This window comes from Micromonospora andamanensis (assembly GCF_016863495.1).
GTDB lineage: Bacteria > Actinomycetota > Actinomycetes > Mycobacteriales > Micromonosporaceae > Micromonospora > Micromonospora andamanensis.
The window spans coordinates 1-25262 of record NZ_BOOZ01000007.1 but is presented as its reverse complement, the minus strand read 5'-3'; the positions used below and the strand labels follow the sequence as shown (position 1 = coordinate 25262).

Here is a 25262-nt window from a genome sequence, read left to right as displayed (position 1 = left end):
GGCTCAGCGGCCGGACGGCCGTGGGCGTAGACCGTCCAGGGCAGTGGTCACGACCCGGTCGGTGTACTCGGCGGTGAGCGGTCCCGTGCGTTGCAGCCAACGGTTGAGCACCGGTCCCCAGATCATCTCCACGGCCACGTCGAGGTCGAGGTCCTCGGCGAGCTGCCCGACCCGTTGCGCGCTGCGCAGCCGTTCCCGCTTGGCCTCCTTCAACGGCCCGTCCAACCGTTCGACGTAGGCGGCGGCCAGCTCGGGGTCGTGCGCGATCTCGGTGGCCAGCGCGCGCATCGGCTGGTCGTACCGGGGATCGTTCATCTCGACGACAGTGGCGCGCAGCACCGCCCTCAGGTCGGCTGCCAGGTCGCCGGTGTCGGGCAGCGTCGGGGGCTCACCCGCCGCGCCTTCACTGAGCATGAGGAAGGCATCGAAGATGACTGTCCCCTTGGACGGCCACCAGCGGTAGATGGTCTGTTTGCCGACGCCGGCACGGGCGGCGATGCCCTCGATGCTGAGTTTGGCGTACCCGACTTCCTGGAGGAGATCGAACGCCGCGGTGAGGATCGCCCGTCGCGAGGCTTCTCTTCTGCGGGCCGGGTCGGGCGTCGCGCTGCGTTGTGCCGTCACGCGGGCAGTCTACCAAGAGCGAGACGGACCGTATCGTCTTGACGGGTGGACGGGAAGGGGCTACCTTCACGGGGTAAAACGAGACGGACCGTTCCGTCTCGCACCTGGAGGGGACCCGTAGATGCCCAGCTCCGTCAGCACCACACCACGCACCTGGTTCATCACCGGCGCCAGCCGTGGCCTGGGCCGCGCGTTCGCCGTCGCGGCACTCGAAGGCGGCGACCAGGTGGTCGCCGCCTCGCGGACCGCCATCCGAGAAGACTTCGATGAGCGGTACGGCGACCGACTGCTCACCCTGCGGCTCGACGTGACCGACCGGGCGGCGGTCTTCGCCGCCGTGACCACAGCGGTCGAGCACTTCGGGCGACTCGACATCGTCGTCAACAACGCCGGCACCATGTCCATGGGAATGGTCGAAGAGTTCACCGAAGCTGAGGCGCGCAGTCAGTTCGAGGTGAACGTCTTCGGGGCGCTCTGGGTCACCCAGGCCGTGCTACCGCACCTCCGCGCCCGACACGCCGGCCACATCGTGCAGATCTCCAGCATCGCCGCACTCGGCGGCTTCCCGACCACAGGCATGTACAGCGCGAGCAAGTTCGCCCTCGAAGGAATGAGCGAGTCCCTGGCGATGGAGGCGGCGGCCTTCGGCGTCAAAGTCAGCATCGTGCAGCCTGGCGGCTACTGGACCGACCTGTACACAAGCATGACCTCCACCAGCCCGATCGACGCCTACGCGCCGTTGCGGGCCGAGATCGAGCGGCAGTGGGCGGAAGGCTCGATCGACAGCGAGCCCCGGCTCGCCGCCGAGGCGCTGCTCAAACTTGTCGACAGCGACGACCCGCCGCTGCGGCTCCTGCTCGGCAGCATGGTCTACGACCTCGCGTTCGACATCTCGCGTCGGCGGATGGACACCTGGGCAGGCTGGGAACAGGTCAGCCGAGCTGCCGAGCATGCCGTCCCGGCCCCCGGCGGTGAGCACTGACCAGCTCATTCGGACCGATTTGGCTAAGCTGTTAGCTAACGAGGAGGTCGGATGATGTCGACGGAAGCCGTGCACTACAACATGCATGACGCCAAGACCCACCTGTCGCGCATCATCGAACGGGTCGAACGCGGCGAAGAAATCATCATCGACCGGGCGGGCACGCCTGTGGCGAAGGTGGTGCCGCTGGTGCGGCGGGCGAACCGCACCGCGATCGGTTCCCTCGCCGGGCAGCTGGACCTCTCGGGTGACTGGGACTCCCCCCAGACCAACGCCGAGATCGCCGCCGACTTCGGCATCGGCGCATGACCCTGCTGCTCGACACGCATGTCGTGCTCTGGGCCATCACCGGCGATGCCACCCTCAGCGCCGAGTTTCTCGAGCAGCTACGCCACGAGCCGGACATCTTTCTCTCCCGGTCAGCCTGTGGGAAATCACCATCAAGCAGAACGCGGGGAAACTTGGCGGCCCACCTGATCTGGCGGAGCGGGTCAGGGACATGGGCTTCCGAGAGCTCCCGGTGACCCACTCCCACGCCATCGCCGCCGGCCGCCTGCCGCCCCACCACCGTGACCCGTTCGACCGCATGCTCGTGGCACAGGCGATCACCGAGAGGTTGACCCTGGCCACCCGCGACGCATCGATCGCGCGGTACGACGTGGACGTCCTCAAGGTGTGACAGTTCCTCGGCCCCTGCCCGGCGACCTCTCCAGGCGGGGGCTTGGAGACAATTCGAGAGTAGGTTTCGTCAAATGGCATGCCGTATTGGTGAGCTCGTGCTCAAGTGTCGGGACCCCGAGGTGCTGGCGCGGTTCTGGTGCGAGGTCCTGGACTTCGTGGAGCTCGACCGCCGCGAGAAGGTCTACATCGAGATAGGCCCCCGCGAAGGGTTCGGCGGCCCGCAGCCGACCATCTTCCTCATCCGCGACGACGAGCCGAAGAACGGGCAAGCCCGGCTGCACATCGACGTCAATCCCACCGACCGCGATCAGGAAGCCGAACTCGAACGCCTGCTGGCCGCCGGGGCCGTACCCGTCGACATCGGTCAACCCGCGGATGCGTCCTGGCACGTCCTCGCCGATCCGGAAGGCAACGAGTTCTGCCTACTCAAGAGCCGCCTCGACCCACTCTGACGGCCCTCGCCCAAACGATCGACGCCGCACGCCCTCAAGCGGCTCGGCGGTGCACCGGATCGGTGAAGGCTCACCGCCGAGCCGCTGTCGGCGGTTCCGTCGGTCCTCCTCGCTAGGGTGCTGCCGTGGATCACGATGGTCGTAGCATGCCGGTTCCGCTGTCCGAAGCTCATGGGGTCGGCTTCGACTACCGGAATGGTGCTGGCGTTGACTTTGAGCCGTACCCCCACTTCCTGGAAGGACACGAGACGGCCGAGTGGTGGCGGGCTTGGACAGGCAACGCGGAGGTCGACGGTTCCGAGTTCCGGGTCTTCGGGCAGGACGGCACGGGCGGCCTCGCCGCCTTCTGGCTTGTGCGTTCTGGGGAGCCGATCGAGCAGCAGCCTGTGGTGTTCCTTGGATCGGAGGGCCAGACGGGGGTCGTAGCGCAGAACTTGTGGGCCTATCTCTGGCTTCTCGCCGACGGCTTCGGCCCATGGGAGGCGACGGAGTACCCCGACCACGAGCATGAGCCCCGCCCCGATACCCGCCTCAGCGAAATCGCCGAACGCTGGGCGCCGGCACATCGCCTGTCGGCGGATGAGGTGATCTCCGCAGCGCGGGAGGAGTTCCCCCGCTTTGACGAGCTGATCGACTCGATGTGCCGATAGCCGGCAGACTATCCACTACGCCCGCGCCGCTCCTGAGCCTGATCGCTGGTCCAAGGCCAGCCGTTGGATCATCTGACGGCACAGTACCGCAAGCTTGTACAATTTATTGTACGTAGCATTGGGAGGCAGCATGCGGACCGTTTCCTACTCAGAAGTCCGACAAAACCTGGCGAAGATGCTCGACCACGTCGTGGACGACGCCGAGGAAGTGGTGGTGACCCGCTCCGGCCGGGAGGCTGCGGTCATCATCTCGCTGCGCGAGTACGAGTCGTTGAAGGAGACGGCCTACCTGATGGCCAGCCCCGCCAACGCGCGCCGGCTGAATGAAGCCGTCGAAGAGCTGCGCAACGGGGGTGGGGAGACGCACGACCTGATCGACCCCGACGCCAGTGCAGGCGAGGCGCCGGCAGCGTGAAGGTCCAGTTCGCCGGCCGAGGCTGGGAAGACTATCTGACCTGGCAACGAGACCGCCAGATGCTCAAACGAGTGAACACCTTGATCGAGGACATCCGACGCAACGGCCACCAAGGTATCGGCAAACCAGAGCAGCTCCGCGGCAACTGGGCGGGATTCTGGTCGAGACGCATCGATCAGGAACACCGCCTCGCATACCGGATCACGGACGACACAGTGCAGATCGCGCAGTGCCGCTACCACTACGAATGAGGTAGAGGACCACTCCCTCCGCCGAGGGACCCGGCCCTGCGGCGGCTGCCTGCCGTCGACATGCGACTCGCAGTACGACAATTTCCCGGCCCGTCCAGCACCGCGCCGCTGTGGTCAGCGACAGTCCGCGTCGAGGAGCCGAGCCAAGGGTCACGATGCGTCGCGGTCAACCGGTTCGCGTGAAAGATCAACAAAGTGGGCCGCCAGGGACTCGAACCCTGAACCTATGGATTAAAAGTCCACAGCTCTGCCATTGAGCTAGCGGCCCGCGCGCTCAGGTTACCGGACACCGACCTGCCAAAACGCAACCAGGAGGCACGACGAGCATCGACCACTGTGGACCTGCGGTGCTCCCGGGGTGCTCGTCTGCTCGACATAACCCCTGTCCAGCGCAAGGTCGAACGTCCGAGACGACCCCAGCGAATCCAGATCGGGCTCGCGATCGCGGTCGTAGTGCCCGACCGGGTGCCCGGCCCGCTCCGACCGCCGCCTGCTCCGGCTCCCTCAGAGCGCAGGCTGGCCTACGTTGCTCGGGCCGGTCGCGCGGTGACCGCCATGCCCGTCCGGACTCCTGATGGTCTGTCCATGTCTGGCGCGTGCTGGGCATTGTCGGACATAACAAACGAATTCCCCTCTGAGGAGGGTGATCGCAGGCCGTCGGCGGAGGTGGCCGCTGGTCCGCTGCTTGCTCTTCGGCCCTATTCAAGGGTTGTCGATGGTGTTTGTGGGATCCTGATGAGTCGATCCTCCTGTGTCAGTGTGAGGACGACGTGGTCGACGAATTCGAGTAGGATGTTGCGGGCGAGTTCGTTGTCTATTGCGATTACCTGTAGTGCGCCCCGGTACTGTTCGGCGACCTGCCTCAGTAGTCGGTAGACGTCGCGTACGCGGTCTAGGTCGAAGCCCTCGTGGCCGCTGTTGGCGGATAGGCCGTCGAGGATGAGTAGGCCGGGGAGGGGGAGGTCGCGGTCGATTGCCACGGTGTGGTGTGCAAGGGCGTGCGCGATGTTTACCAGGGTTTTGAGGCCTTGGCTGGACAGTTCCTCGAAGGTGCGTCCTGCCACTTCGGGTAGATAGGTCTTTCGGTTGATCTTTACACTGAGTTCTTGCCCGAGGTCGGGGATGTGTAGTTCCTGAAGGTATTCGAGTATTCGCCGTTCGAGGGCGAGGACGTTATCCTCGGCGTCGATCTGGGAAAGTTCCTGACTGTTGATGCGTGCTCTGAGACGTTCCTGTTCGGCTTCGAGTGTCTCGCGGCCGACAAGTTGTTCCTCGTGGCGGCGAAACAGTGCGGCGTACTCGCGGAGACGCTGTATTTCTGATTCGAGCTGTGCCTGCCGGGCTGCGTAATGCTCGATCCGCGTCGCGCGGTCGGATACGAATGCCTGGGTTTGCTGATCGAGGTTGGCAGTCAGTTCGGTGATGAGCTGATCGAGGTGGAGGGCCTCACGGTGGAGGCTTTCCTGGGCGCGGTGGCGGCTTTTGATGACTTCGTCGGTTTCGCTGATCTGGCTGGCGATGCGGTCTTGCTCGGTGAGTAGTTGGGACTGTGATGGTGCGGGCCGGGGCTGCTGGAGGCAGAGGTAGCACAGGTGGGGGTCGGTTCGGGCGGCGTCGATGTCGTTGCCGCAGCGGGGGCACACGACGAAGTCGAAGTCGACCAGCCACTCGTCGGCGACGATGGCGCGGGTGAGCCTGGCGGATTGGCTGGACAGTTGCCGGCGGAGGTCGTTCAGGTCGGTGATCTGGGCTTCCAGCCGAGCCAGCCGGTCGGTAACCTCGGCGCGCCGTGTCCGTGTGGCCAGGAGGGTCTGACGTAGTTCCTGGACTCCAGGCACCTCGCTGGCGGCGGCACCGAGGTTTCGTCGGTGGGTGACGATCTGTTCGAGTTCGCCGAGTCGGGCGGCGAGTTGGAGGTCCAGGACACCGGTGTCGGCGAACGGCGTGTCAGCGAGGAACCGTGCACGGATAGCGGCGTCATTTTCGAGGGAAGCCAGCTGAAGCTCCACGCGCCGTAACTCGGCGTTCAGCTGCGCGAGTTCCTGCTCGTAGTAACCGTAGGCGAGTTCGAACACCCAGCGGCGCTTGACGTCGCGCCATTGCCGCTTGTGGCCAAAGACCTCGGTGTCGAGTTCGTCGCCGGTGATGATGCAGTAGCCGAGCCAGTCCGTCATGGTGACCGGCGTCAGCGTGCCGGTGGGTTCGGTCCGCGCCTGCGGCACGCTGACCGCCGGAATCTGGAGCTGATCGAGGAGGAACGTGCTGTAGGTTCGGTCAGATCTGGCTACGGGGAGGCGAAGAGCGACGACTTCGCGGTTCGGTTCGGGGTGTACTTCGCTGATTTCGACCAGCGCGTCGCCGGTGGTAGTTCGGGGGCGGTAGATCTGCCAGGCCCGGCTGCCGAGCATGACGTGCCCTCGGATTGCCTGGAGGTGGTCGACCTCGGGTGGCAGGCCGTTTGGCATGGTGCCGAGCATCGCGCGGATGAGGCGAACGAGAGTGGTCTTGCCGGTGGTGATGTCCCCGATGATCAGGTTGAGGCCGGGATTGAACCCCACTTCGCGTCCACCGCCGACAAGGTCGACTCTGACCAGTTCGAGTCGGTGGGGGCGCGGCGCCGTGGTCTCGTCTAGTGCCGGCGGGGCCGATGTCGGTGGCGTCACGTCAGGTCCTCGTGCCAGGTGGCGTCGGCGATCTCGGGAAGGTCGTAGAGGTAGTTCTTCAGCGTGTTGCCGGACTTGTCGAGGTATCGGCGCAGTAGTCGTAGCCGAAGGTTGATGTGGGTGAAACTGCTGTCACCGCGTAGATCCGAGGCGAGCCGGGCACCTGTTTCGGAGGTCCGGTAACCGAAGCCCTTACCAGCCAGGGGCGTCACCTCGACCAGTCCCCGGCCGATGAGCGAGCCCAGCACCGCGTAGTAGGACGGGTCCCACGGGCCGTAGCGGTAGCGCATCATGCGGGCGTCCAAGGGAGCCTCATCGGGATCGATTCCTTCCACCTGATCTGGGCGAGCGCCCTGGGCGAGCAGAACCCGCCGCAGGTGGCGCGGGTAGCGCAACAGGAAGTCAAGTTTGGCTAGTTTGACCCGGCCTTCGAGGTAGCGGACCTGGTCCCCACCCTTACGGCTGAAAGCGTCGATCAGGAGGAGAAGTCTTGCCTCGGCCTCCCGAGACGGACGGAAGCGAGCCCGGGCCGACGGCTGGGGACGGACAGTTGACGGCCCACCGATTCCACCGGTGGCCGAGGCCGGAATGTCTGCCTGGGAGGTCATGACGGCCGCCATGAGAATCGGCAGACGTCCGACAGGTGACCGAGGTACCCAAGGATCAGATACTCATCACGGTCGAACAGTGGATGCCGATCGCAGTGTGCCAGGTCGCCGGGCCTGGCCAGCAGATCAGCCGCGATCGCCTCGGCTGGACGACCGGCGGCCGCCGGGCTGCTTGCAGCCGACAGGCTGATGCGGGTCGCTGTCGCCTCCGCCATGCTCAACACGCGGGTCGCAAGCCGCTCAAGATCCGCATCGGCGCTGTCGCGACTGGCGAGCAGGAGCTGTCTCTGCACCTCCATATCGGCGCGCATCTCCTGCACCCGTTCGATCAGATGACGGCCCGCGCCCGCCCTCATCATCTTCAACTCCAGCAGAGATGCCGTGGAGCCAGCCGACATCCGTGCCAGCAGCTGCTCTACAGACTCACCGGGCAGCGGCGGGGTCAGGGCACCGAGCATCCCTCGGCTGAGCACCTGGTCACGGATCGACTCGATTGCCGCGCCGTCCGGATCATCCGGAGCTGGAAGATCGCGCCCGACGTGCGGCAATGCCGCGGCAAGGTGCGCTTGAATCGATTTCGCCTGCCCGGAACCTCCCGTCTGTGCCGCCGTCGCCGCCATCAACAGCCGCTCGTAGAGGTGCTCCACCTCAGGCCGGGACAACATCGGCCACAACGCTCCGAGCTCCCACATCACCTTCGCGTCGATGTGCGCCCGCGTCGGCTGATCAGGCCGGACGACCAGACGTTGAAGGAAGTCATCGACCCACGAGCGAACGAGCCCGCTCGCGACAAGCTTGGCCCGCACCTCCCTCTCCGCAGCGGTTGGATCCTCCACGAATGCAACGGTGTCTGCCTTGTCGGCAATCGCACCCTCGGTCCACAACTCAAACGTGCAAACGTCGTGTATCCGCGCCTTCCGGGCCGCCCTGTACGAACGAACCAACGCGTCCAGACCTCGATCGCACATCGCCGCGACACTCCACGAACCCCGGTCCCGAGTCTTGAGCTGGATGAACCGAATCCTGTCGGGGTAGACCAGCGCGAGATCCTCAACCTGCTCGCACACCGCGAACAGCGGGCCATCGTGCTCCGCCAGGCAGGTCAACCACTGCCGGACGATCTGCTTGGCCTGCCACACATAGCGGGCGAAGGTGTCCAATCCGGTCTGGTCGCTCTCGACCCCGGCGGTCGCCGCGAGTAACCCGAGTACGGGCTCTGCCTGCTGTTGGTGCGTCTCGGTCACCCGGCCGAACCCCCCAGTCCGTCGCACGGCAAGCAGGATGACCGAGCGCAAATGACGCGGCGTGTCCAGCCTGCAACAAGCGGTGCGGCCGATGCTAACCACATCGATTCCCATCAGACCACCCTCCAGCCCTGCCCTCAACCTCCCGGTCGAGCGGTGACGTCTAGAAGGCCAGCAGCTGATCCGGCTATTGGGCTTTGGGGACGGGCCAACGATCGGATGGACATGGCGGAAGTCCCCAGAGGCAAGCCCGGACAGACGTGGAGTCACCCATACTCTCGGTGTTATCTCAGGCGGAGGCGTGGAGGAGTACGTCCTGCACGGGGCGTCCCCGAGGACACGGCACCGATATCTCGGCACCTCCGCGCCGGGCATCGCTTACGCCGGGCGGCCCAGGGCTCGCCGCCATCGCTGCCGCGAATCACGGTGGTGGTTCGCGTGACGTATCACCATACTGGTGTTATGTCTTCTTCGCGGCGGCTGCGGAACGGGCGCTCGGCTTCGGGTCGGTCCCCGGCGTTGTCCGCAGCTGCCGGTCGGCCCACGGGTGTGCGGTACGACGAGTTCGTCCGCTGCGTCCGCCGGTTCAAGGGCACGGGCCTGCTGCGGTTGCTCGCCTCGGCGTCGGCCAGCCAGTGGCATCGCTCGCCTCGCTTCCTGGTCAACGCCGCCGACCCGATCACGCCGTGGGCGGTGAGCCTGGTCGCCCGGGAGGCGCTCGCCGGCGGCCTGGCCGCGACCGGCCGGCAGCGGGCCACGGCCGAGGTGTTGCCGGAGCTGAACCGGCTCGTCCACGAGTTGGCGGATCCCCTGACGGCGCCCCGTCAGCCTGACGGTGGCTCCGGAACGGGGTTCTTGGTGCGCGCCGGCTACCAGCAGTTCCCGTACCAGCAGCCGGTCTTCGGTGACACCGCACGGATGAGGCCCATGCTGACACGGTCCTTCCCGCGGCCGCGCTATCAGATCCTCAGCGACCAGGTGATCACCGACTTGCTCGGCGTCGACGTCGGCACCTACACCTCCCTCGCCCCGTTCTTCCTGGCCGCGACGATGAACAATGCGGGACTGTTCAACCCGGCCTGGCTCGACCTGCCTCACTTCGCGCCCGTCCTGGCGGCGGTGTCCAAGGAGGAGATCCTCCGGGTGTGGCACACCCGGATGAGCGCCCCGGCCGGACAACTGCGCGCCTTGGCCCGCTCCGGCCGCAACCTGCGGTCGGAGCTGCGTCAGTACGACTTCAACCCGCTGGCCGACCGGCCTTTCGTCGTGCTGCCCGACGGCAACGGCCTGGCGCCGCAGCCACTGTTCGTCGTCGGCCGGTTCTCCATGGCGGCCTTGTACTACGCGGGACGCGATCGGTACGGGCCGGCCTTCGCCGACGACCTCGGACATGTCAACGAGGAGTATGCGCTCGAGCAACTCACCGAGCTGACCGAGATCGGCGCGAAGGTCACCGGCGAGATCGAATCCGGCAACGCGAAGAAGATCGACGGATTCGTCGTGTTTCCCGAACAGGTCATCCTGATCGAGGTCAAGAGCCTGCGCCCCACCGTACCCTCACGCCTGGACTTCACCAGCTACACCCGCATGCTGGACGGAGGACTCGCGCGGGCACGCACTCAGCTCCGAGACACCTACGAGCGGTGGCGTGGCGGTCATCCCGCGTTCGCTCATCTGCCCGTCGACCGGCCGGTTCGCGGCCTGATCGTCGTGCCGGAGCCGCTGTACCTCGCTAACCACTCGATGTTCGCACCGGCTACGAGTCAGATGCCGTTCCCCACCGCGGTCGTGTCGCTCACCGAACTCGAACAGCTCGTCGCCGCCGCGGTCGCGGAACGTTCCGGGCGAGTCTTCACCGAACTCAACACCGACTCGCCGCACCTCACCGCCGACGCCACGGCAGCCCTCACCGCCGCCCGCGCCCGCACCGGCATCGTGAGACCCTCCAACCCGATCCTGGACGCGTCATTCGAAGCGATTCGCTGGACTCGAGCGGCCCCGCGAACGCTGCCACCCGAGTGACGTCGTCAGCATGAATCAGCGCAGTCTCCGAGGGCGGCGATCCGGCACCATCTCTACCGACAATGTATCGAGAAGCCTCACTGAACGCTTGGGTTCCGGCACCGGCGGCTCGCCCTCGTTGTCCGGCCCGGGCCGGGATGCCGAGACTGTCGAATCGACGATCGGGCGAATCGGGGTGAGCATGCCCGAGCACTGCTCAACACTGTCCGGCCGCGTGACATCGTCGGCAAGTCGGTCGTCGTATCGCGTGGAGTCGGCGGGTTCACTCTGGTGGAAGGAGACTCAGGTCGTCGTTCATGCGGGAGACGACGTCGGCGTCGAGCTGCGGGCCGTGGGCGAAGGTCCAGCCGCCGTTGCGGATGTTGCTGATGGTCTGGGTGAGAGCGCGCCGTGCGTACACGACGCTTTCGTCATTCCACAAAACGGCGGTGCCACGTCCGGTGGTGTGGCTGTTGGTCACGGCTTCGCCGAGGAGAGTAAGGCAGTTGCTGGCGTCATCGAGGACGGCGACAGCCGTCCACTTGTCGCGGCGCCCCTGAGCGAGCTGGTCGTGATTGAGGCTGACGCACCGCACCGCTTGGGCGAGCGATGCGATGAGTCGGCCGGTGTTCTCTAAGCTGACGACGGCAGGGGAGGCTTCGGCCAACTCGCGTTTTTGCGCGTCGTCTGCCTGCTTGAGGTGAGCCGCGAGGTCGGCAAGGTCGACGTTCGGAAGGTGAGAACGTACGAAGGTGTCTTCGCGGATGCCGAGAGCAGCGGCGGTGCTGGTGACGAGGTCGGCGAGGATGTCCTGCGCGGCGACATCCGAGATGTCTATGTCCCGATGGCGGCTTTCCTCGCGTAGCCGCTCGACCGCTTCCTGAAACTTGACCATCCGCCGCATGCGTCCTCCTGTGTTGGCGATCCATCCGCACGGTAACGGCTGGAGGCTGTCGGAGGGGAGATCACGCTGACGAGGGGCGCTGATGGTTGTGTGACTGTTTCGGCCTCGGCCGGCAGGGTGGGTGTGAGGCGTTTGGTGAGGGCGGGAGGGGCCGAGTTGCTGCGGGGTGTTGCGGAGCTGGTGTGCCGTTGTGGTCATCGGGCATCTCCGTGAGCCGTGGGTAGGCAGAGTGTGGCCGGCACGTGCAGTTCGACCCGTGCTCGCTGCGGATGTAGCGGTGCTGGGGGCGGTGGGTGGGGTGGCTCCCACCAGCGGACGTTGACGCGGCTGTGTCCGAGCATGAGCAGGTAGCTGGTGGGTCGCCAACCGCCGGCTCGGTCAGGGCGGGCGGTTTCGTAGGCGAGGATGTCGCCGGTGGTGGGATGCACGATGAGCAGGCTGCGGTGACCGTCGTTGTCGGTGGCGGTGATCGCGACGCCGACGCGGCCGGCGCGGTCGGACACTCGTGGGTAGTAGACGAGCCGGTCGTGTCGGGCCAGGACGGTCAGGACGGCGGCGCGGTCGTCGCGGCGCAGGGTGTGCCAGGTCGCCAGATCGGCGACGGCCCGCAAGGCTTCGGCGGCGTGGACGTCACTGCGGCTGTCGGGGAGTAGGAGGTCGCTGGTGAGGAACCGAAACAGCGGGTTGACCATGGTGTCGGTCGGAATGTGGTGGGGGATGTGGCCCGCATTCCACCAGCCCTTGCCCACCGGCGCTGGGCCAGGCGGGTGGTGGGTGGTGAGCTGAGCGCCGGATCGGTCGTCGGCATGCCACCGCACGACCTCTCGCAGCCTTCCCCACCAGGACGGGTCCTCTCGCCATTGGAGGTAGCGGATGAGGTCGTAGCGGCCCGAAATGGTGTCGCACGGGCTGGTGGTAGTGGTGGCGGCGAGGTCCCGCAGGACGTTGCGAGCGGGCTGCGGGTAGGCCACGGGGGTGGCCGGTGACCGGTCATGGCGTGCGGCGGAGGTGGCCAGGTCAAGCTGCGGTGCCGCGGGGACCGAGCAGCCTTCCGGGGTGGTGACGGGTGCCGACCAAACAGGCATAACCGCCAGGCTGGTGGCGGTGGCCAGCAGCAGGGTGGCCACCGCCGCTGGGCCTCGCATGGCGATGCGGCGGTCCGGCTCTGGTAGTGCGGCAGGGTTGGAGGTCATTGTTGGGGCTCCGGACGCTCGTCGCCGGGGTGGGTGAGGGTGAGGTGCTGGCGCTGCACATCGCTGACCGTGGCGGCGGTTCGGGTGTAGCCGAGGAGTTGCCCGGAGGCGAGGACGTGCATGGTGTCGGCGATCATCGCGGCCACACCTGCGTGCGGGAGCGCGGCGAGGACGCTCACTCCTCGGGCGGGCAGGTCCCGAAGCACCGTGATGATCTGGTTGGCGACGATGGGGGCGAGTCCTTCGGTGGGTTCGTCGGCCAGTAGCAGGCGGGGGGCGGTGCGCAGGGCGCGGGCTATGGTGAGCATCTGCTGCTCTCCGCCGGAGAGCTGGTACGCGCGGTGTCCCATGCGGGCGGCCAGCGGCGGGAACAGGCCGAGGAGTTCCTCGACGGTCCACCTCTCGTCGCGGTCTCTGGCGGGCCTTGTGGCGGCGAAGTGCTCGGCGACGGTCAGCGACGGCCACAGCTGACGGCCCTGGGGAACCAGTGCGACACCAGCTCGCGCGGCGGCGGTGGGATGCCAGCCGGTCACCTCCCGGTCGTCGACGACAACGGTGCCGGTGGCGGGTGAGAGGTGGCCGGCGAGGGTGTGTAGCAGGGTGGTCTTTCCGGCCCCGTTGGCGCCTACCAGCGCGTGCACGCCAGGGCTGCGCAGGTCGAGGGTGACAGCATGTAGGACCGGAGCCCCGCCCGGGTAGGCGACGGTCAGGTTACGGATGTGCAGCATCGTCACCCCCGTTGGTGCCGAGGTAGAGGGCTGCGACGCCGGGGGCGGCGCGCACGGCGTCGGTGTGTGGCGACGTCCGTGGATTCGGGTGATGCCGGCGAGCGACGGTGACATGAAGGTACGGATCCGGTGACACCGCCACGGCGATGATCACAAGAACTGCCAGAGCCGCAGGCACCATGGACAGCGGGCGGATCCGATAGATCGCGACGGTCCGGACGAACGCGCTCATCACGTCACCTGACCGGGCAGGGAATTGCGGCGGATGAACAGCACCAGGGCCCATCGCGGTGATGAGCAGGTACGGCGCCGTCACAGGTCGAGCGTGGCGGTGACGAGGCGGTGGTCGGAGGGGTGAGGGCGGTCGTCGGGAGGTATGTGGACGCGGTAGCTGCCTGGGACGACGTGTGCGCGCATCGCGTCGTTGACCAGGAGCCAGTCGATGAGGAGTCCGCCGCCGGTTTCGATGCCGGTGTTGACCGTCGGCAGGATGGGTTTGCTCGGGGCGGCACACCAAGCCATTTCGGCGAGGGAGTGGAGGCCGCATCCGTCCTGCCGGGTCTGGATCTGTTCGTCCCAGGTGCCGATGAGGTAGTCCAGGGCGCGGGTGTCTGGCCCCCACGTACCGTCGGGGCCGGGTATGCCTTTGTGTGAGCGGTCGCTGAAGGGGGCGGCCATCCAGTCGCGTTGAGGTAGGTGGGTGCCCGATGCGGTGGCGTTGAGGTCACCGCCGCCGATCACGGGCAGCGGCTGCCGGTCGCCGTACCGGTTGAGTCGTCGTGCCTCTTCGAGACGTGTGTCGCCGGACAGCGGCTGCCAGTGGTCGACGAATGCCAGGAACTCTGTGCGGTCGGTCGCGAGCGGGCCGCTGTCGCGGATCGCGAACCTCGCGACGTTGCGTTGGTCGTCGAAGACGCCTGGGTCGTCGGCCTGCCACCACCGTCGCAGAAGCAGCTTCGTCGGGTCGTAGAAGATTGCGGGAGGTAGTGGCCCGCGGCGCATCGAACCGAGCTCGACGACGTACGGCACGCCCAGTGCGTCCGATAGCGCTTCCGCCGCCGCGTACTTGGGCTCGCCGGCACGGTCGCGGTAGTTCTTCGCCTCGCAGAACAAGATCAGGGCGGGTGGTTCGTCGACATCGGCGAAAGCCTGTTGCATGGGCGTGAAGTCGTACTCGGAGCCGTTGAGGCCGCCGTTCTCGAAGTTGAAGAGAGCTACTGGTAGCCGTGCCACGGCTGTCCCCTTCCCGTTGGGTGGAGGTGGTTGCCGGGACGCGACGCGTGTTCGCGTCGCGTCCCGGACTTCCTTGGCGTGCCCTGCCGAGCGGAGGCGTGCCGTCGGCGAGCCGAGGCCGGACTGGCCAGGCTTGCCCAGCCGAGACCTCCCGATGGCAGGGCCTGGCCCTCCTACCTCCCGATTCCGGGAGGCTGGAAGCTTGCTTGTTTGTGGAATCCGGTACCCACTGGCTGTTCCCGGGTCGGCCTCCCGCTTGTCCTCCAGGTCGGCCGCGAGCGGAATACCCGCTGCCCATGGCGCCGCTTTGCGATGACGCGGCCTGCCACGTGACGGTCCGGATACAGCGGCGGCATCACATCACGCCACCGCGCGGTCTTCTGTTGCCTCCGCCGCCACGCGCACGATCGCGGTGAATGTCCGCTTGCCGTCCTCGGTGAAAACGGCGGTGAGTGCGCGCTGGTGCCGGACTTGGGCCACGATGTCCTCCGCTACTAGCAGGTTGAGGTTGTCGCGCAGGGCGTGTGCGGTGACGGGGAGGGCGTCTGCGAGCCCACGCACGGTCCAGTGGCGTCGCGGGTCAGCCAGCAGGGTGTGGTAGATGAGGCGCCGGACGCGGGTGAGGCGCTGGTCGTGTGTCCCACCGACGCACGGGAAACCCCAGCTGCACCACGACCTGGCGGTCACGCCGCCGCCGGTGACAGTAGCGTCCACGACCCTCGTCCGGCGCCGCCGAGGCAATCCGGACCGTCACCTCTGCCACGAGCCCGCTGCGGTTCGTCGAGGTCGGCCGGTAGCCGCCAAGCGGCGTGTCCAATTGAGGTCGGTGCGGCATCGCGGAACAGGTCTCGTTCCTCAGCCGCGGGATGATGATCCGCGCCCCGCAGGTCCAATGCCCGGCGGGTGATCTCCCGGCCGGAGCCATCCGTGTTGTGCCGCCATCGCCGCAGGTCTTTGCGGAGATGCGGTTGGTCGAACGGGTCCATGTCTGGATGTGTAGGTAGCTGTAGGGCAGGCCGCGCGGGGGGGTCGGAAGGTGTCGCGCCGATGGTGTCGGGCGAGCAGCAGCAGGTGCTGTTGTGCGGTAAGTCCGGTGGCAGTGGCCGCTGCGGGTGTTCCGGCCGGTCCCGTGGTGGCCGGTGTGCTCGTGGTGTCCGATCTCTGGTCGGCTGCCTTGGTGTGCTGGCACGCCGTGAGGACCAGGGCGCCCAGAGGCGCGGCCAGCAGGCGGCGGAGGGTCGTCAGGTGCGTCATGTCAGTTCGCCCTGCTCGGCGTGGATGAGGCGGGTCTCCCAGGAGCGCAGGAGCACACGGGGGTCAGCCATCAGGGTGGCGAATCGGTCGGCGTCGGCGTCGGTGAACCCGCCGAGGGTCGGTCGCAGATGGGTGACGATGTCCGCGAGCAGGTGACATCCGGGGCCGCCCCCGGTCCAGGTCTCGGCGGTGGTGTGGACGCACTGCCGCGTCACGCCGTTGTCGAGCAGCAGGGCCTCGGCGTCGGCGGTCCAGGTCTCGCCGTCGCGGCCGGCGATGATGCCGTGGACCTGCCGCAGGACGGTGTAGATCAGGGTGGCGGCCTCCTCGTTCGGGGCCCGGTACACCAGGGGAGGGGTCGACGCGGCGACGTCGGCCAGGACGAGCCAGCCGCCGGGCCGTAGCCGGACGATCATCTGCTCCAGTACGTCGGCCGGGTCGCGTAGTGGGCCGTTCGGCCAGCGGGCGACGACGACGTCGTAACAGCCTGCGGTACCGGGCAGCAGTTCGCGGTCCAGATCACGCCGGTGGATGTCGATGATGCTGGTCGGGGTGAGGTGTTCGACGTCGCGGTCCACGGCGCTGACCGACCCGTAGCGACCGACGATGCCGGCCAGGCGGGCGGTGACCGTGCCGACGCCCGCACCGATCTCCAGCACTTTGTGGTTGGTGTTGATGTTGATCCGGCTCAGGTGATTCTCGATGCCCCGGTCGAGCACCCGGTGCAACGGCCCAGGTGGGGCGGGCCGTGTCGTTGTTGTCATGGTCACTCCGAGGGTTGGCGCTGGGTCAGGCGGCGGAATTGGTAGGGGCCGGTTTGATTCCCGCGACGAGTTGCGCGGCGGCCTCGATGACCTCACGTTGGTGCGGCAGGAGGTGATCGGCGGCGACGACGCCGACGTAGGGATCGACGACGGGTGTGCGGTGCCCGGACAGCTGCTCGACGTGGGCAAGGACGCAGAACGGCACGTACCACGGGTTGTAGCCGCCTTCATGGGCGCTGACGAGGCGGCCGTGGCAGAGCCGTTCGGCGGCGTCGACCAGGAGGCGGGTCATTTCCCGGTAGGTGTCGGCGATGAGCATCTGCCTCGCCATCGGCTCGAAGACGTTGGCGTCGAAGCCGGCCGAGAGCAGGATCAGGTCGGGGTCGAACCGGTCGAGCGCGGGAAGGACGACCTCGCGCATGGTGTGCAGGTAGCCGGCGTGGCCGGTGCCCGCAGGCAACGGGATGTTGAGCGCGTACCCGACGCCGTCACCAAGACCGTTGTCCCCGAGCCCTCCGGAGTCCGGTGGGAAGCAGTTGGCCTGGTGAATCGAGATGGTAAGCACACTGGGATCGCCGTAGAAGATCGACTGGGTGCCGTTGCCGTGGTGTACGTCGAGGTCCACCACCGCGACCCTGGCCAGGCCAAGGACCTCCTGGGCGTGTCGAGCGGCGATGGCCACGTTGTTGATCAAACAGAAACCCATCCCTTGGTCGGCGGTGGCGTGGTGCCCGGGTGGGCGCAGCAGCGCGTAGCCGTTGCTGACCGTGCCTTCCGTGACCGCGGTGACGAGTTCGACCAGGCTGCCGGCGGCGAGGCGGGCGATGCGGTAGCTGCCGCGGCCCACTGGGGAGAAGCCGTCTCCAGCGTCGCCTCCTCCTGGCAGCTCGCTCTGCTCCTGAAGGTGCTGGATGTGGTCGCTGGTGTGCACGCGCAGAAGCTCGTCCATGGTGGCCTCGCGCGGGTCGATGACTTTCACCGTTGCGAGGAGGCCCGAGGTGTGGATCAGCTCGTGGCTTCGCCGTTTGGCGTCGGCGCTCTCCACGTGCGTGAACGGTTGGATGCCCGCTGACGGATCCGCCGGCACCACGCCGGCGCTGGTACCGGTGTCATGCCAGTAGAACAGCGGATGGTGGACGTAGCCGGTGGGCATCTGTCGCCTCCATGATTCGATGCGGGGCAGAGGTTCAGCAGGCGGTGGCTGCCTCAGGTGGCTGCGGTGTGCGGGGACGCGGGATCGGCACCGTGATGGCGGCAGCAAGGTCGGCGACGAACGCGTCGATCTGGTTTTTCCGGACACCGGGCATACAGATGAGGCGGCTGTACGGGGGCTCGGTGGCAAGGAGCCACTTTCGACGTACCTGCTCGGGTGGGGTGGGCATGACGACGGTGAAGGCGTGGGGGTGACGCCGGGCGGACCAGCCAGTGGCGTTGATCTGCTCGACGGCGTAGGCGGCGAGGCTGCGGGCCTCACTCACGCGCCACCGGTGGCCTTCGGCGCCGTAGCCGGCGATGGCGTGCCACAGCAGGGCGGCGGCCAGACCGCAGCGAGAGCCACCGATGGTGGTGTCGTGAGTGTTGGTGTACGCGATGCGGCTGCCGTGAGTACGGAGGCTGTCGCGCATGAGGACGACCCCGCACGGCCGTGGCGTGCCGAAGAACTTGTGCCCGGAGATCGCGACGCTGCCGAGGTCGCTGGCGTCGTCGAGCCGTAGTCGGCCGTCGAGGGCGAGAGGGATACCGGACAGGGCGGCGTCGACGTGCACGTGTCCCGCGACGCCGTGCTCGTCGAGGACAGTGCGGATCCGGCTGGTGTCATCCACGGCTTCGTGGAAGGTGGTGCCGGCGGTGGCGATCACGATCGCCGGCGAGCGCCGTCGTCCTTTGATTCGGAGCTGCGCGGCCAGGTGCTCGTAGTCCATCTCGCCGTGCGGGTCAGTGTCGACGGCCACACTGCGTGCACGGATGAGCCGTACGATTTTGGGGATGGAGTAGTGGGCTGCCGTGGAGTGGTAGATCCGGGCCGTCGGGTAGCGGCGATAGGCGGCGTGCAGGGCGGACAGGTTCCCCTCAGTGCCGCCTGCGCTGACGTAGCCCCAGCGGTCATCGGCGGGCATGCCCAGCAGATCGGCAACCCAGGCGATCACGGCCCGTTCCAGCACCCGCGTATGGGCTACCCCGCCCGCGTCCAGGAACGGATCGCCGATGTTGTTCCACAGCCGGCCACCGAGGCGCGCGATGACCTCGCGGTAGTCGACATCCACGGCCCCCGGGTAGCCGATGGCGGTGAACGCGGCGGCGTCGGCGTCGTTGACGAGATGGTCTAGGACCGCAGTAACGTCGATCGACGGGCTGACGCTCAGATCAGCGGCGGCGGCCAAGTCGAGGGCCTGGGTGTCGGTCACGGCGCCTGCCCCTCGCCCAGGTGTGAGGCCAGGATGTAATGCAGGCCAGCCAGGCGCCGCCACACCTCACGGGTGCCGTACTCGCCCTGCTCGGTCAAGTCCGCGTAGGGGTTGTGCCAATGGGCACGGTCGGCATCGAGGGGCTTACTACTGCGGATGCCGTCGTCGCCGAGGCGGCGGTGGGGGTCACGATCGATCCGCAGAGCGGTGCCGTCGGTCAGCAGGACATAGCAGTGGCCCTTGAGGTCATAGACCGATCTGTAACCGGTAGGCGACGGCATGCGCAAGCCGGCCGCGAGCCTGTACCAGCGGCCGTCAGCGGTATCGAGCGTGGTCACGCCCACACCCAGGTAGCTTGCGCTCGATGGGAGGGTCACCTCTCCGCCGTTGGCCATCGCCGCATCCGGACCCAGCGGGTGCCACCGCTGCCCGGCCGCGTCCGCGTTGGCGATATTGCGTTCGGCGACCTTGGCCAGTTCGGCGAGCAGCGTCGGGAGATTGTCCGCGTCGGGCGAGCTGTACCACAGCCTGTGGGCCATGTGGAGCCGAAGGCCGAACGGCTCAGCCGCCGCCTTGGAAACGAAGAACCACAGAATGCCGTGTGGGCCGAGAGCCCTAGATGTCCCATACGCTTGGTCGGCCTCGACCATATGGCTCTGGTTCGCCCGCGTCGCCCGCCAGCCCACCTGACGGCGCAGATGCGCCCACAATTTGGCAGGATCAGGATCCGGTGCCTCCTCGTCGGGGCCGTGTGTAGGCACGGCCACGGGTGCAGGCATCGGCGCTGAGGCAGGACCGTGAGTGTCCGGCACCCGCTTGTGACCGGCGGAGGGCGAGTCGTAGCCGGACCGCGGCCCGTACTGGACAGGAGACCCGTAGCCGCCGGGCGGCACCGGCGGCGCGTGCTCCGGCCGCCGACCGGGATGCAGCGGGTCACGGCCGTGACCGGGATGCTGCGGGTCGTAGCCGCGATGCTGAGGGCCGGCGCCGTAGTGTCCGGCGGGTGTCGCCGCGTGGGTCATCATCGACGCCCCTGTCAGATCGAGATGCGGATGTCGTCGGGCACTTGGTGTGTCGATGGAGTACCGCGACCGATGCCCGCGTAGACATCCGGCCGGGCGTGCCGTAGATGCCCAGCCCACATCCCGCCTAGCACGGCGACGCCGAGCAGTAGCGCCGGCAGCAGGTAGGGGTACGGCGACCCGGGTGCGGCACCGAGTAGCGACCCCGCGTTACCGACCATCAGCGTCAGCAGCACACACCCCGCGAGGACGCCCAGCACCGGCGCCAACCGCCACTGCCACATCCCGGCCCCCGGGCCGCGCACCCGAGCCGGAGCGACCAGCGCCGCCACCGACGCGGCCAGCAGCAGGCCCAGCAAACCCATCGCCCCCAGGCTCGACAACCAGGTGAACATCTGCTCGACCGGGTCAAGGCCGGCCACCGCGAAGCCAGCCACCACCACCCCGGCTACAACCGTCTGCGCCACCGACCCGCCGCGCGGCGCGCTGACCCGCCTCCCGCTGCCGGTGCGAGCCAGCCCGGCGGACAACACCTGCTCACGAGCCATCGCGAACACGTACCGGGCGAAGACGTTGTGGAATGCCAGCATCGAGGTGAGGATCGCGAAGATCAGCAGCACACTCGCCGCACCGGCCCACCAGCCGCCAGCACGCTCCAGCACCGCGAACGGCAGCCCCGGATCGGCGGCCTGCTCGGCGACGGTGTTCGGGCCGCTCGCCACGCCCATCGCCCACGCCTCCAGCGCGTACACCCCGCCGAGCAGCAGCGCCGCGCCGATCGTGGCCCGGCTGATCGCCGTCTTGTCGATCACCTCCTCGGCGAAGCTGCCCGCGGCGTCGACACCCATCAACGAGGCCACGATGAACCCGACCGCCCCACCGATCCCGGTGACCGCCAGCCCGGAGACCTCGAAGCCCTCCCAAGACACGGCACCGGCCACTGGCTGACTCACCCCGGCCACCACGAACACCACAACAATCAGCAGCGAGGCCGCCAACACCGTCCCCAGCACCCGGGTGGACAGCACGATCGCCCTGACCCCCAGCGTCCCGACCAGGGCGACGGCCATAGCGGCCCACACCCACCAGGAGCCACCGAACGTCGCGGCCAGGATCCCGCCGAGCAGGCCATACAAACTCGTCTGAATCGCGCCATAGGCAACCAGCGCGACCATCCCGGCCGCCACACCCCAACCAGGACCGACACCGCGAGCCAGGATGCCGTAATAAGCCGCCGGATGACCCACCTGACGTGCCATCGCCGTGTACCCGACCGCCAGCAACGCCACCCCGGCCGCCACTAACAGATACGTCAGCGGCAACGCCACCACGCCCGTGGTCGCATAAATCGCCGGAATACCGCCGACGAGCACCACCAACGGCGCCGACGCCGCCGCACCAAAAACAAACAACCCCGCAGGCGTCAACGTCCGACGCGCCAACGCCACCTGCAACCCCGCACTCACCACGCCACCCCCCGCTCCAGCGAGATGGGGCACGCCCCAGCACGGCAGCCATCGACCGGATGTCGGTTCATGCCGGTCGCGTTGGTCGGTACCACGTGCACCGCCACCGGCCGCACCGGAGCGCGACACCAATACCTCTCCTCACGGGCGACCGCCCGCTTGGCACCGTCCCGGTCGGGCGTGAATCCGAACAGATCGCGGTCACCGTTGGGCCGCTCACGACGGATCGCGTAACCCCACACAAACTCCCGCGACTCCGCGACGGCGATACCGGAAGGTTCTGCGGGCAACAACGCGCTCGAGATTCGTTCTGTCATGTTCACGAGGGATAACTCCTTGGGAAGACTGCGTCCTCACATGGCTCCGGGGCGACATCAAGAGCGTCAAGCCCCTGGGCCAGGGCGAGCACACGTAGCTAGGAAGAACCCGACACCGCCAGTAATCGCCGAGCCCTGGGACGGTGAAGGCGGACCCGGCGCGGCAAATCGTCCACGGCCGCTCCGTCGGCTCCAGCAGCGCAAGGCACGGACCGCCACATCCGCCACAGCACCGGACCACCCGGCGCCAACAGAACCGGCGAGCGAGGCTGGTACCCACACCGAGCAAGCAGGCTCTCCCGCGGCCGGTCACCGACCAACTCCGCAAACGACGGCAGCCCAGCGGCATCGAGAACACGCAGCCGCCCCGCGAGGACATCGCCTCGCACTCCGTGGCCCTGCACAACGTGCGCCAGATAGTGATGCGGAACGTTCGGCTGAGCCGCACTGACATGAGCGTGGAACACGGCGAACCGGCTGGCGCTAGCTCCGAGCAGTCGCCGCAGGTCATACACCCACTGGCCAGACAACGGCGGACGCCGCGAGTGGGAGAACCAAATTGCCAACGACGCCCGATCTACGGCCATGTCGACCTGGCCGTACCGCACCGCATGCTCCAACACAAACTCGGCGTACCGAAGTAGAACGCCCACACGAGCCCTCGCGTCAGGCACAAGCCACGCCCCAACTGATCGGGCCGACAGCGCCTTGGCCAACGACACAGCAAGCCAGGGCACATCCGCACCAACCGCGCTGACCATCGCCATATCCTTGGACTGCATCGTTGTCGGCATCACGGCGGCTCCTAAGCCTCAACAGCACTCGACGGGGTGCTTCTGCTTCTCCTGGTGGTCAACCTTGCTGGACATCGTGGTTGGGCGGTCGCTACCGGAGGCTCACGCACGCATCGCAAGCGCCAAGAGCCGCCGCATCGGTCGTGCCACCTGCGGGATTTTCGGCAACAGACCTATCCCGACGTGGGCATAGCTCTTTGCGAATAAACGATCACCGAATCGGGCGCGGCTGGGAATACCTACCTTCGGTCCGACCTTGCGTACCGACCTTCGGTCCGACGGGGCATTGAGCTGCGTGTTCATGCGGGTCGAGCAACAACATGGAGATCATCTTTACCTCAACCCGGGTTACATTGAATGCCCGGCCGACCCTGAGCGCCTGGCCGGACTCGGGACCGATCTTGGAGGCTGCCGTTGACCCGCCCCAGTCCCTATGTCCGTCGACAGTGGCTCGGACGTGAAATCCGCCGACTGCGGGAGGAGCATGACATCACGAGCGAGTCGGTCGCCCGTGCGCTGGGATTTCCGAGGCAACAGATTAGCGCGCTGGAGAACGGCCATCTCGGCCCGGACATCGATCTGGTCAGCGGAATCTGTGACTACCTCACGGTAGGCGTGAATCGGAGGGCCGCGATTATGGACGCCGCCGCCGACGGTTGGGCGCGTGGATGGTGGATAGCCGACGCGAAACGGATGGGGAGCCGGCAAGCCGTCTACGCGGATCTGGAAAGCGGCACCAAGACGATCACCGAATTCGCCATTTCACTGATCCCCGGCCTACTCCAGACTCCCGCCTACGCCGCTGCGCGGCTCCGCAGCGAACCGGCCCGCCACGGCGACGGGTTCGACCCCGCCGCCGCGGTTGCCGCCCGCGCTCGCCGTCAGAGCCTAGTGCTCGCCGCTGGCGGGCCGCGCTACGAAGCCGTCATCGACGAGAGCGCGATTCGGCGACGCGCAGCTGACCCCGCCGCCGTCGCGGAGCAGCTTCGACACGTCATCGCCGTTTGTACGAATCACCCGTCATCCGTGGTCGTCCAGGTGCTGCCGTCCGACACGTCGATCACAGGTCACAGCGCGCCCCGTTCGGCGTACTCGATCTACCGCTATCGCGACCCGCAGGGGTCACGGGCTGTCGCGGTCGACACCCTGACCCGCGATATGATTCACACCGATCCAGATGAGCTGGACCCCTATGTGGGCCTGCACAGCCGACTCAAGGCCGCGGCCCTGCCTCCCGACTCAAGTATCCGTCTCCTCCGCGCCGTGGCGGAGAGTCTGGCACCCACCGAAGGAGCCTCGATATGACTATCCGGCCCAGTACCCAGCTCACCTGGCGCAAGTCCAGTCACAGCGACGATGGCAACTGCGTCGAAGTCGCCGACACTGACGAACCGATCCTGGTACGCGATTCGAAGAACAGTACCGGACCGGTACTTCGATTCGCCCCCGAGCAATGGCATACCTTCACGCAGGCCGTCCGTGATCGCGGCTTCTCGTCTCCAATGCAGTAGCTGAGCACTCGCGACACTGCATCCCGCGCAGCCGAGGCCGGCCTTCCGGTCTCGGCGACGCCACTCAAGGCCCGCCTTGACTCTGGTGATCCTGATGCCACGCTGACAGCAGCCAGCCGAGCGATGCCTACGGCCTCGACTGAGGACGCCCGGCGAGTTCGCACGTTTGATTGAGTCCGGTTGGGTCCACGGGAGGGTATCGGTGCCTCATCATCCGGACACGCTGATCACGCCGAACGCGCAGCTCGCCGAAAGACGGGCGGGCTTGCCGTCACCGCGGCGACCCGGACAGCGCATGTCCCGGACCGAGCTGGCCGACGCCGTCAACACCGCCCTGGCTCAGCTCTACCCAGACCGCGACCTCACCGCGCACTACGTCGACCGCCGTTGGGTCGGCAAACTCGAACGCGGAGAACACCGCTGGCCCAGCCGCGAACGCCGAGTCGCGCTACGCCAAGTGCTCGGTGTCACCACAGACACCGACCTGGGTCTCTACAGCCCTCGACGTACTCCAGGCGCCGTCCGAACAGGTCCGGTATGCCAGCCAGCTATGCACCGGTTGGTCCGCATCCGCGTCAATGACGAGCTTCTCGACCGCGATCCGGAGGCATGGCTACGCGATCTCGACGCACTCATAGCTCGGCCCACCCGGATGTGGCCCCGACTCAAGAGCCATGTGCAGGAGCATCTCGACGTCCTCGACCAACTCCAGGGCAACCACGTTCGACCACACCTCGCACGCGTCGACGCCCTCTGGTCGGAGTTCATGAGCTGGATCGCCGACAACACCGCCCCGCCCGATGGCGGGTCATGGCTTGACCGATCGCACCGCCGCGCGATCGAGGCTGACGACAATGCACTCACCGCCTACACCCTCATGCGGCAGAGCCAACGCGCCCTCGACAACGTCGACATTCGGGCGGCGATTGCTTTCTCACGCCGCTCGCTGGAACCCAGTTCGGTACCCACCCGAACTCGTGCCCTGTGCTTTACACGTATGGCCGAAGCACTGGCTGCCGCCGGCAGCGACGAGGCACGCACCGCAATCACTGCCGCCCACCGCGAACTGCGCGGCTCAGACGCGAGCACTGTCGGTGAGG

At 67.3% G+C, this 25262-nt stretch carries 24 protein-coding genes, 1 tRNA gene and 2 pseudogenes; 11 read left to right on the top strand and 16 right to left on the bottom strand.

Features of this window, described 5'->3' with window-relative positions; all coding sequences use genetic code 11:
* Positions 1-3: 3 nt before the first annotated feature.
* A complete protein-coding gene (locus Van01_RS08435) occupies positions 4-624 on the bottom strand; it encodes a TetR/AcrR family transcriptional regulator (protein WP_204003281.1) in 621 nt (206 codons plus the stop codon).
* 121 nt (positions 625-745) lie between these two features.
* Between Van01_RS08435 and Van01_RS08430 the strand changes: the two genes are divergently transcribed.
* The 7 genes and pseudogenes from Van01_RS08430 (at position 746) to Van01_RS08400 (ending at position 4055) form a co-directional block, all read left to right on the top strand.
* The gene (locus Van01_RS08430; RefSeq protein ID WP_204003278.1) at positions 746-1606 is read left to right on the top strand and encodes an SDR family oxidoreductase; all 861 of its coding nucleotides are present in this window, start codon (positions 746-748) and stop codon (positions 1604-1606) included.
* Between the two features lie 54 nt (positions 1607-1660).
* Entirely contained in the window at positions 1661-1915 is a 255-nt protein-coding gene (locus Van01_RS08425; RefSeq protein ID WP_204004428.1) for a type II toxin-antitoxin system Phd/YefM family antitoxin, read from the top strand.
* Positions 1912-2285 (top strand): annotated as a pseudogene (locus Van01_RS08420) (type II toxin-antitoxin system VapC family toxin). Before Van01_RS08425 ends, Van01_RS08420 begins: the two are co-directional and overlap by 4 nt.
* 73 nt (positions 2286-2358) lie before the next feature.
* Complete coding sequence (locus tag Van01_RS08415; RefSeq protein WP_204003277.1) at positions 2359-2739, top strand: VOC family protein; 381 nt, start codon at positions 2359-2361, stop codon at positions 2737-2739.
* Between the two features lie 125 nt (positions 2740-2864).
* Positions 2865-3389 (top strand): SMI1/KNR4 family protein, encoded by a 525-nt coding sequence (locus tag Van01_RS08410; RefSeq protein ID WP_204003275.1) that lies wholly within the window; start codon positions 2865-2867, stop codon positions 3387-3389.
* 130 nt (positions 3390-3519) lie between these two features.
* On the top strand, positions 3520-3804 hold the full coding sequence (locus Van01_RS08405; RefSeq protein WP_204003273.1) for a type II toxin-antitoxin system Phd/YefM family antitoxin: 285 nt from the start codon (positions 3520-3522) through the stop codon (positions 3802-3804).
* Complete coding sequence (locus tag Van01_RS08400) at positions 3801-4055, top strand: Txe/YoeB family addiction module toxin (RefSeq protein ID WP_204003271.1); 255 nt, start codon at positions 3801-3803, stop codon at positions 4053-4055. The genes Van01_RS08405 and Van01_RS08400 overlap by 4 nt, the downstream gene beginning before the upstream one ends.
* A gap of 196 nt (positions 4056-4251) precedes the next feature.
* Here the strand turns inward: Van01_RS08400 and Van01_RS08395 are convergent.
* The 4 genes from Van01_RS08395 to Van01_RS08380 form a co-directional block, all read right to left on the bottom strand.
* Positions 4252-4323 (bottom strand) — tRNA-Lys (locus tag Van01_RS08395).
* A gap of 430 nt (positions 4324-4753) precedes the next feature.
* A complete protein-coding gene (locus tag Van01_RS08390) occupies positions 4754-6718 on the bottom strand; it encodes a hypothetical protein (protein WP_239098952.1) in 1965 nt (654 codons plus the stop codon).
* Positions 6715-7326: a hypothetical protein gene (locus Van01_RS08385; protein WP_204003268.1), complete on the bottom strand. Its 612-nt coding sequence runs from the start codon at positions 7324-7326 to the stop codon at positions 6715-6717. The genes Van01_RS08390 and Van01_RS08385 overlap by 4 nt, the downstream gene beginning before the upstream one ends.
* On the bottom strand, positions 7323-8684 hold the full coding sequence (locus Van01_RS08380; protein WP_239098951.1) for a DUF4297 domain-containing protein: 1362 nt from the start codon (positions 8682-8684) through the stop codon (positions 7323-7325). Before Van01_RS08380 ends, Van01_RS08385 begins: the two co-directional genes overlap by 4 nt.
* A 348-nt stretch (positions 8685-9032) precedes the next feature.
* Between Van01_RS08380 and Van01_RS08375 the strand changes: the two genes are divergently transcribed.
* Complete coding sequence (locus Van01_RS08375; RefSeq protein WP_204003265.1) at positions 9033-10592, top strand: hypothetical protein; 1560 nt, start codon at positions 9033-9035, stop codon at positions 10590-10592.
* A 262-nt stretch (positions 10593-10854) separates the two neighbouring features.
* On the opposite strand, the gene Van01_RS08370 is transcribed toward Van01_RS08375, so the two are convergent.
* From Van01_RS08370 to Van01_RS08320, 11 genes are all read right to left on the bottom strand, one after another.
* A complete protein-coding gene (locus Van01_RS08370) occupies positions 10855-11475 on the bottom strand; it encodes a hypothetical protein (RefSeq protein WP_204003262.1) in 621 nt (206 codons plus the stop codon).
* A 194-nt stretch (positions 11476-11669) separates the two neighbouring features.
* The gene (locus Van01_RS08365) at positions 11670-12668 is read right to left on the bottom strand and encodes a hypothetical protein (RefSeq protein WP_204003259.1); all 999 of its coding nucleotides are present in this window, start codon (positions 12666-12668) and stop codon (positions 11670-11672) included.
* The gene (locus Van01_RS08360) at positions 12665-13396 is read right to left on the bottom strand and encodes an ABC transporter ATP-binding protein (RefSeq protein ID WP_204003255.1); all 732 of its coding nucleotides are present in this window, start codon (positions 13394-13396) and stop codon (positions 12665-12667) included. The genes Van01_RS08365 and Van01_RS08360 overlap by 4 nt, the downstream gene beginning before the upstream one ends.
* Positions 13380-13712 (bottom strand): hypothetical protein, encoded by a 333-nt coding sequence (locus tag Van01_RS08355; protein WP_204003241.1) that lies wholly within the window; start codon positions 13710-13712, stop codon positions 13380-13382. The genes Van01_RS08360 and Van01_RS08355 overlap by 17 nt, the downstream gene beginning before the upstream one ends.
* Positions 13709-14509 carry an endonuclease/exonuclease/phosphatase family protein gene (locus Van01_RS08350; RefSeq protein WP_204003235.1) on the bottom strand — a complete coding sequence of 267 codons (801 nt, stop codon included), beginning with the start codon at positions 14507-14509 and terminating at the stop codon, positions 13709-13711. Before Van01_RS08350 ends, Van01_RS08355 begins: the two co-directional genes overlap by 4 nt.
* 480 nt (positions 14510-14989) lie before the next feature.
* Positions 14990-15343 carry a hypothetical protein gene (locus Van01_RS08345; protein ID WP_204003233.1) on the bottom strand — a complete coding sequence of 118 codons (354 nt, stop codon included), beginning with the start codon at positions 15341-15343 and terminating at the stop codon, positions 14990-14992.
* 536 nt (positions 15344-15879) lie between these two features.
* On the bottom strand, positions 15880-16647 hold the full coding sequence (locus Van01_RS08340) for a class I SAM-dependent methyltransferase (RefSeq protein WP_239098950.1): 768 nt from the start codon (positions 16645-16647) through the stop codon (positions 15880-15882).
* Positions 16648-16672: 25 nt separating this feature from the next.
* Positions 16673-17800, bottom strand: coding sequence for a histone deacetylase-like amidohydrolase (locus Van01_RS08335; protein WP_204003229.1), 1128 nt, complete (start codon positions 17798-17800; stop codon positions 16673-16675).
* A 34-nt stretch (positions 17801-17834) separates the two neighbouring features.
* Positions 17835-19052, bottom strand: a complete 1218-nt coding sequence (locus Van01_RS08330) for a histidine decarboxylase (protein ID WP_204003227.1) — start codon at positions 19050-19052, stop codon at positions 17835-17837.
* Entirely contained in the window at positions 19049-19762 is a 714-nt protein-coding gene (locus Van01_RS08325; protein WP_239098949.1) for a hypothetical protein, read from the bottom strand. The genes Van01_RS08330 and Van01_RS08325 overlap by 4 nt, the downstream gene beginning before the upstream one ends.
* A gap of 326 nt (positions 19763-20088) precedes the next feature.
* Positions 20089-21540 (bottom strand): APC family permease, encoded by a 1452-nt coding sequence (locus tag Van01_RS08320; protein WP_239098948.1) that lies wholly within the window; start codon positions 21538-21540, stop codon positions 20089-20091.
* Positions 21541-23065: 1525 nt separating this feature from the next.
* Here Van01_RS08320 and Van01_RS08315 point away from each other — a divergent pair.
* The 3 genes and pseudogenes from Van01_RS08315 to Van01_RS08305 all read left to right on the top strand — a co-directional run.
* Positions 23066-23956, top strand: coding sequence for a helix-turn-helix domain-containing protein (locus Van01_RS08315; protein ID WP_204003225.1), 891 nt, complete (start codon positions 23066-23068; stop codon positions 23954-23956).
* Positions 23953-24162 (top strand): DUF397 domain-containing protein, encoded by a 210-nt coding sequence (locus tag Van01_RS08310; protein ID WP_204003224.1) that lies wholly within the window; start codon positions 23953-23955, stop codon positions 24160-24162. The genes Van01_RS08315 and Van01_RS08310 overlap by 4 nt, the downstream gene beginning before the upstream one ends.
* Positions 24163-24712: 550 nt before the next feature.
* Positions 24713-25262 (top strand): annotated as a pseudogene (locus Van01_RS08305) (hypothetical protein); the annotation flags it as partial.

Bases quoted from the DNA above. Each gene is read 5' to 3' on its own strand.
- Van01_RS08430 (WP_204003278.1), top strand. From the start codon at position 746: ATGCCCAGCTCCGTCAGCACCACACCACGCACCTGGTTCATCACCGGC.
- Van01_RS08425 (WP_204004428.1), top strand. From the start codon at position 1,661: ATGTCGACGGAAGCCGTGCACTACAACATGCATGACGCCAAGACCCAC.
- Van01_RS08415 (WP_204003277.1), top strand. From the start codon at position 2,359: ATGGCATGCCGTATTGGTGAGCTCGTGCTCAAGTGTCGGGACCCCGAG.
- Van01_RS08405 (WP_204003273.1), top strand. From the start codon at position 3,520: ATGCGGACCGTTTCCTACTCAGAAGTCCGACAAAACCTGGCGAAGATG.
- Van01_RS08385 (WP_204003268.1), bottom strand. From the start codon at position 7,326: ATGACCTCCCAGGCAGACATTCCGGCCTCGGCCACCGGTGGAATCGGT.
- Van01_RS08380 (WP_239098951.1), bottom strand. From the start codon at position 8,684: ATGGGAATCGATGTGGTTAGCATCGGCCGCACCGCTTGTTGCAGGCTG.
- Van01_RS08375 (WP_204003265.1), top strand. From the start codon at position 9,033: ATGTCTTCTTCGCGGCGGCTGCGGAACGGGCGCTCGGCTTCGGGTCGG.
- Van01_RS08370 (WP_204003262.1), bottom strand. From the start codon at position 11,475: ATGCGGCGGATGGTCAAGTTTCAGGAAGCGGTCGAGCGGCTACGCGAG.
- Van01_RS08365 (WP_204003259.1), bottom strand. From the start codon at position 12,668: ATGACCTCCAACCCTGCCGCACTACCAGAGCCGGACCGCCGCATCGCC.
- Van01_RS08360 (WP_204003255.1), bottom strand. From the start codon at position 13,396: ATGCTGCACATCCGTAACCTGACCGTCGCCTACCCGGGCGGGGCTCCG.
- Van01_RS08340 (WP_239098950.1), bottom strand. From the start codon at position 16,647: ATGACAACAACGACACGGCCCGCCCCACCTGGGCCGTTGCACCGGGTG.
- Van01_RS08335 (WP_204003229.1), bottom strand. From the start codon at position 17,800: ATGCCCACCGGCTACGTCCACCATCCGCTGTTCTACTGGCATGACACC.
- Van01_RS08310 (WP_204003224.1), top strand. From the start codon at position 23,953: ATGACTATCCGGCCCAGTACCCAGCTCACCTGGCGCAAGTCCAGTCAC.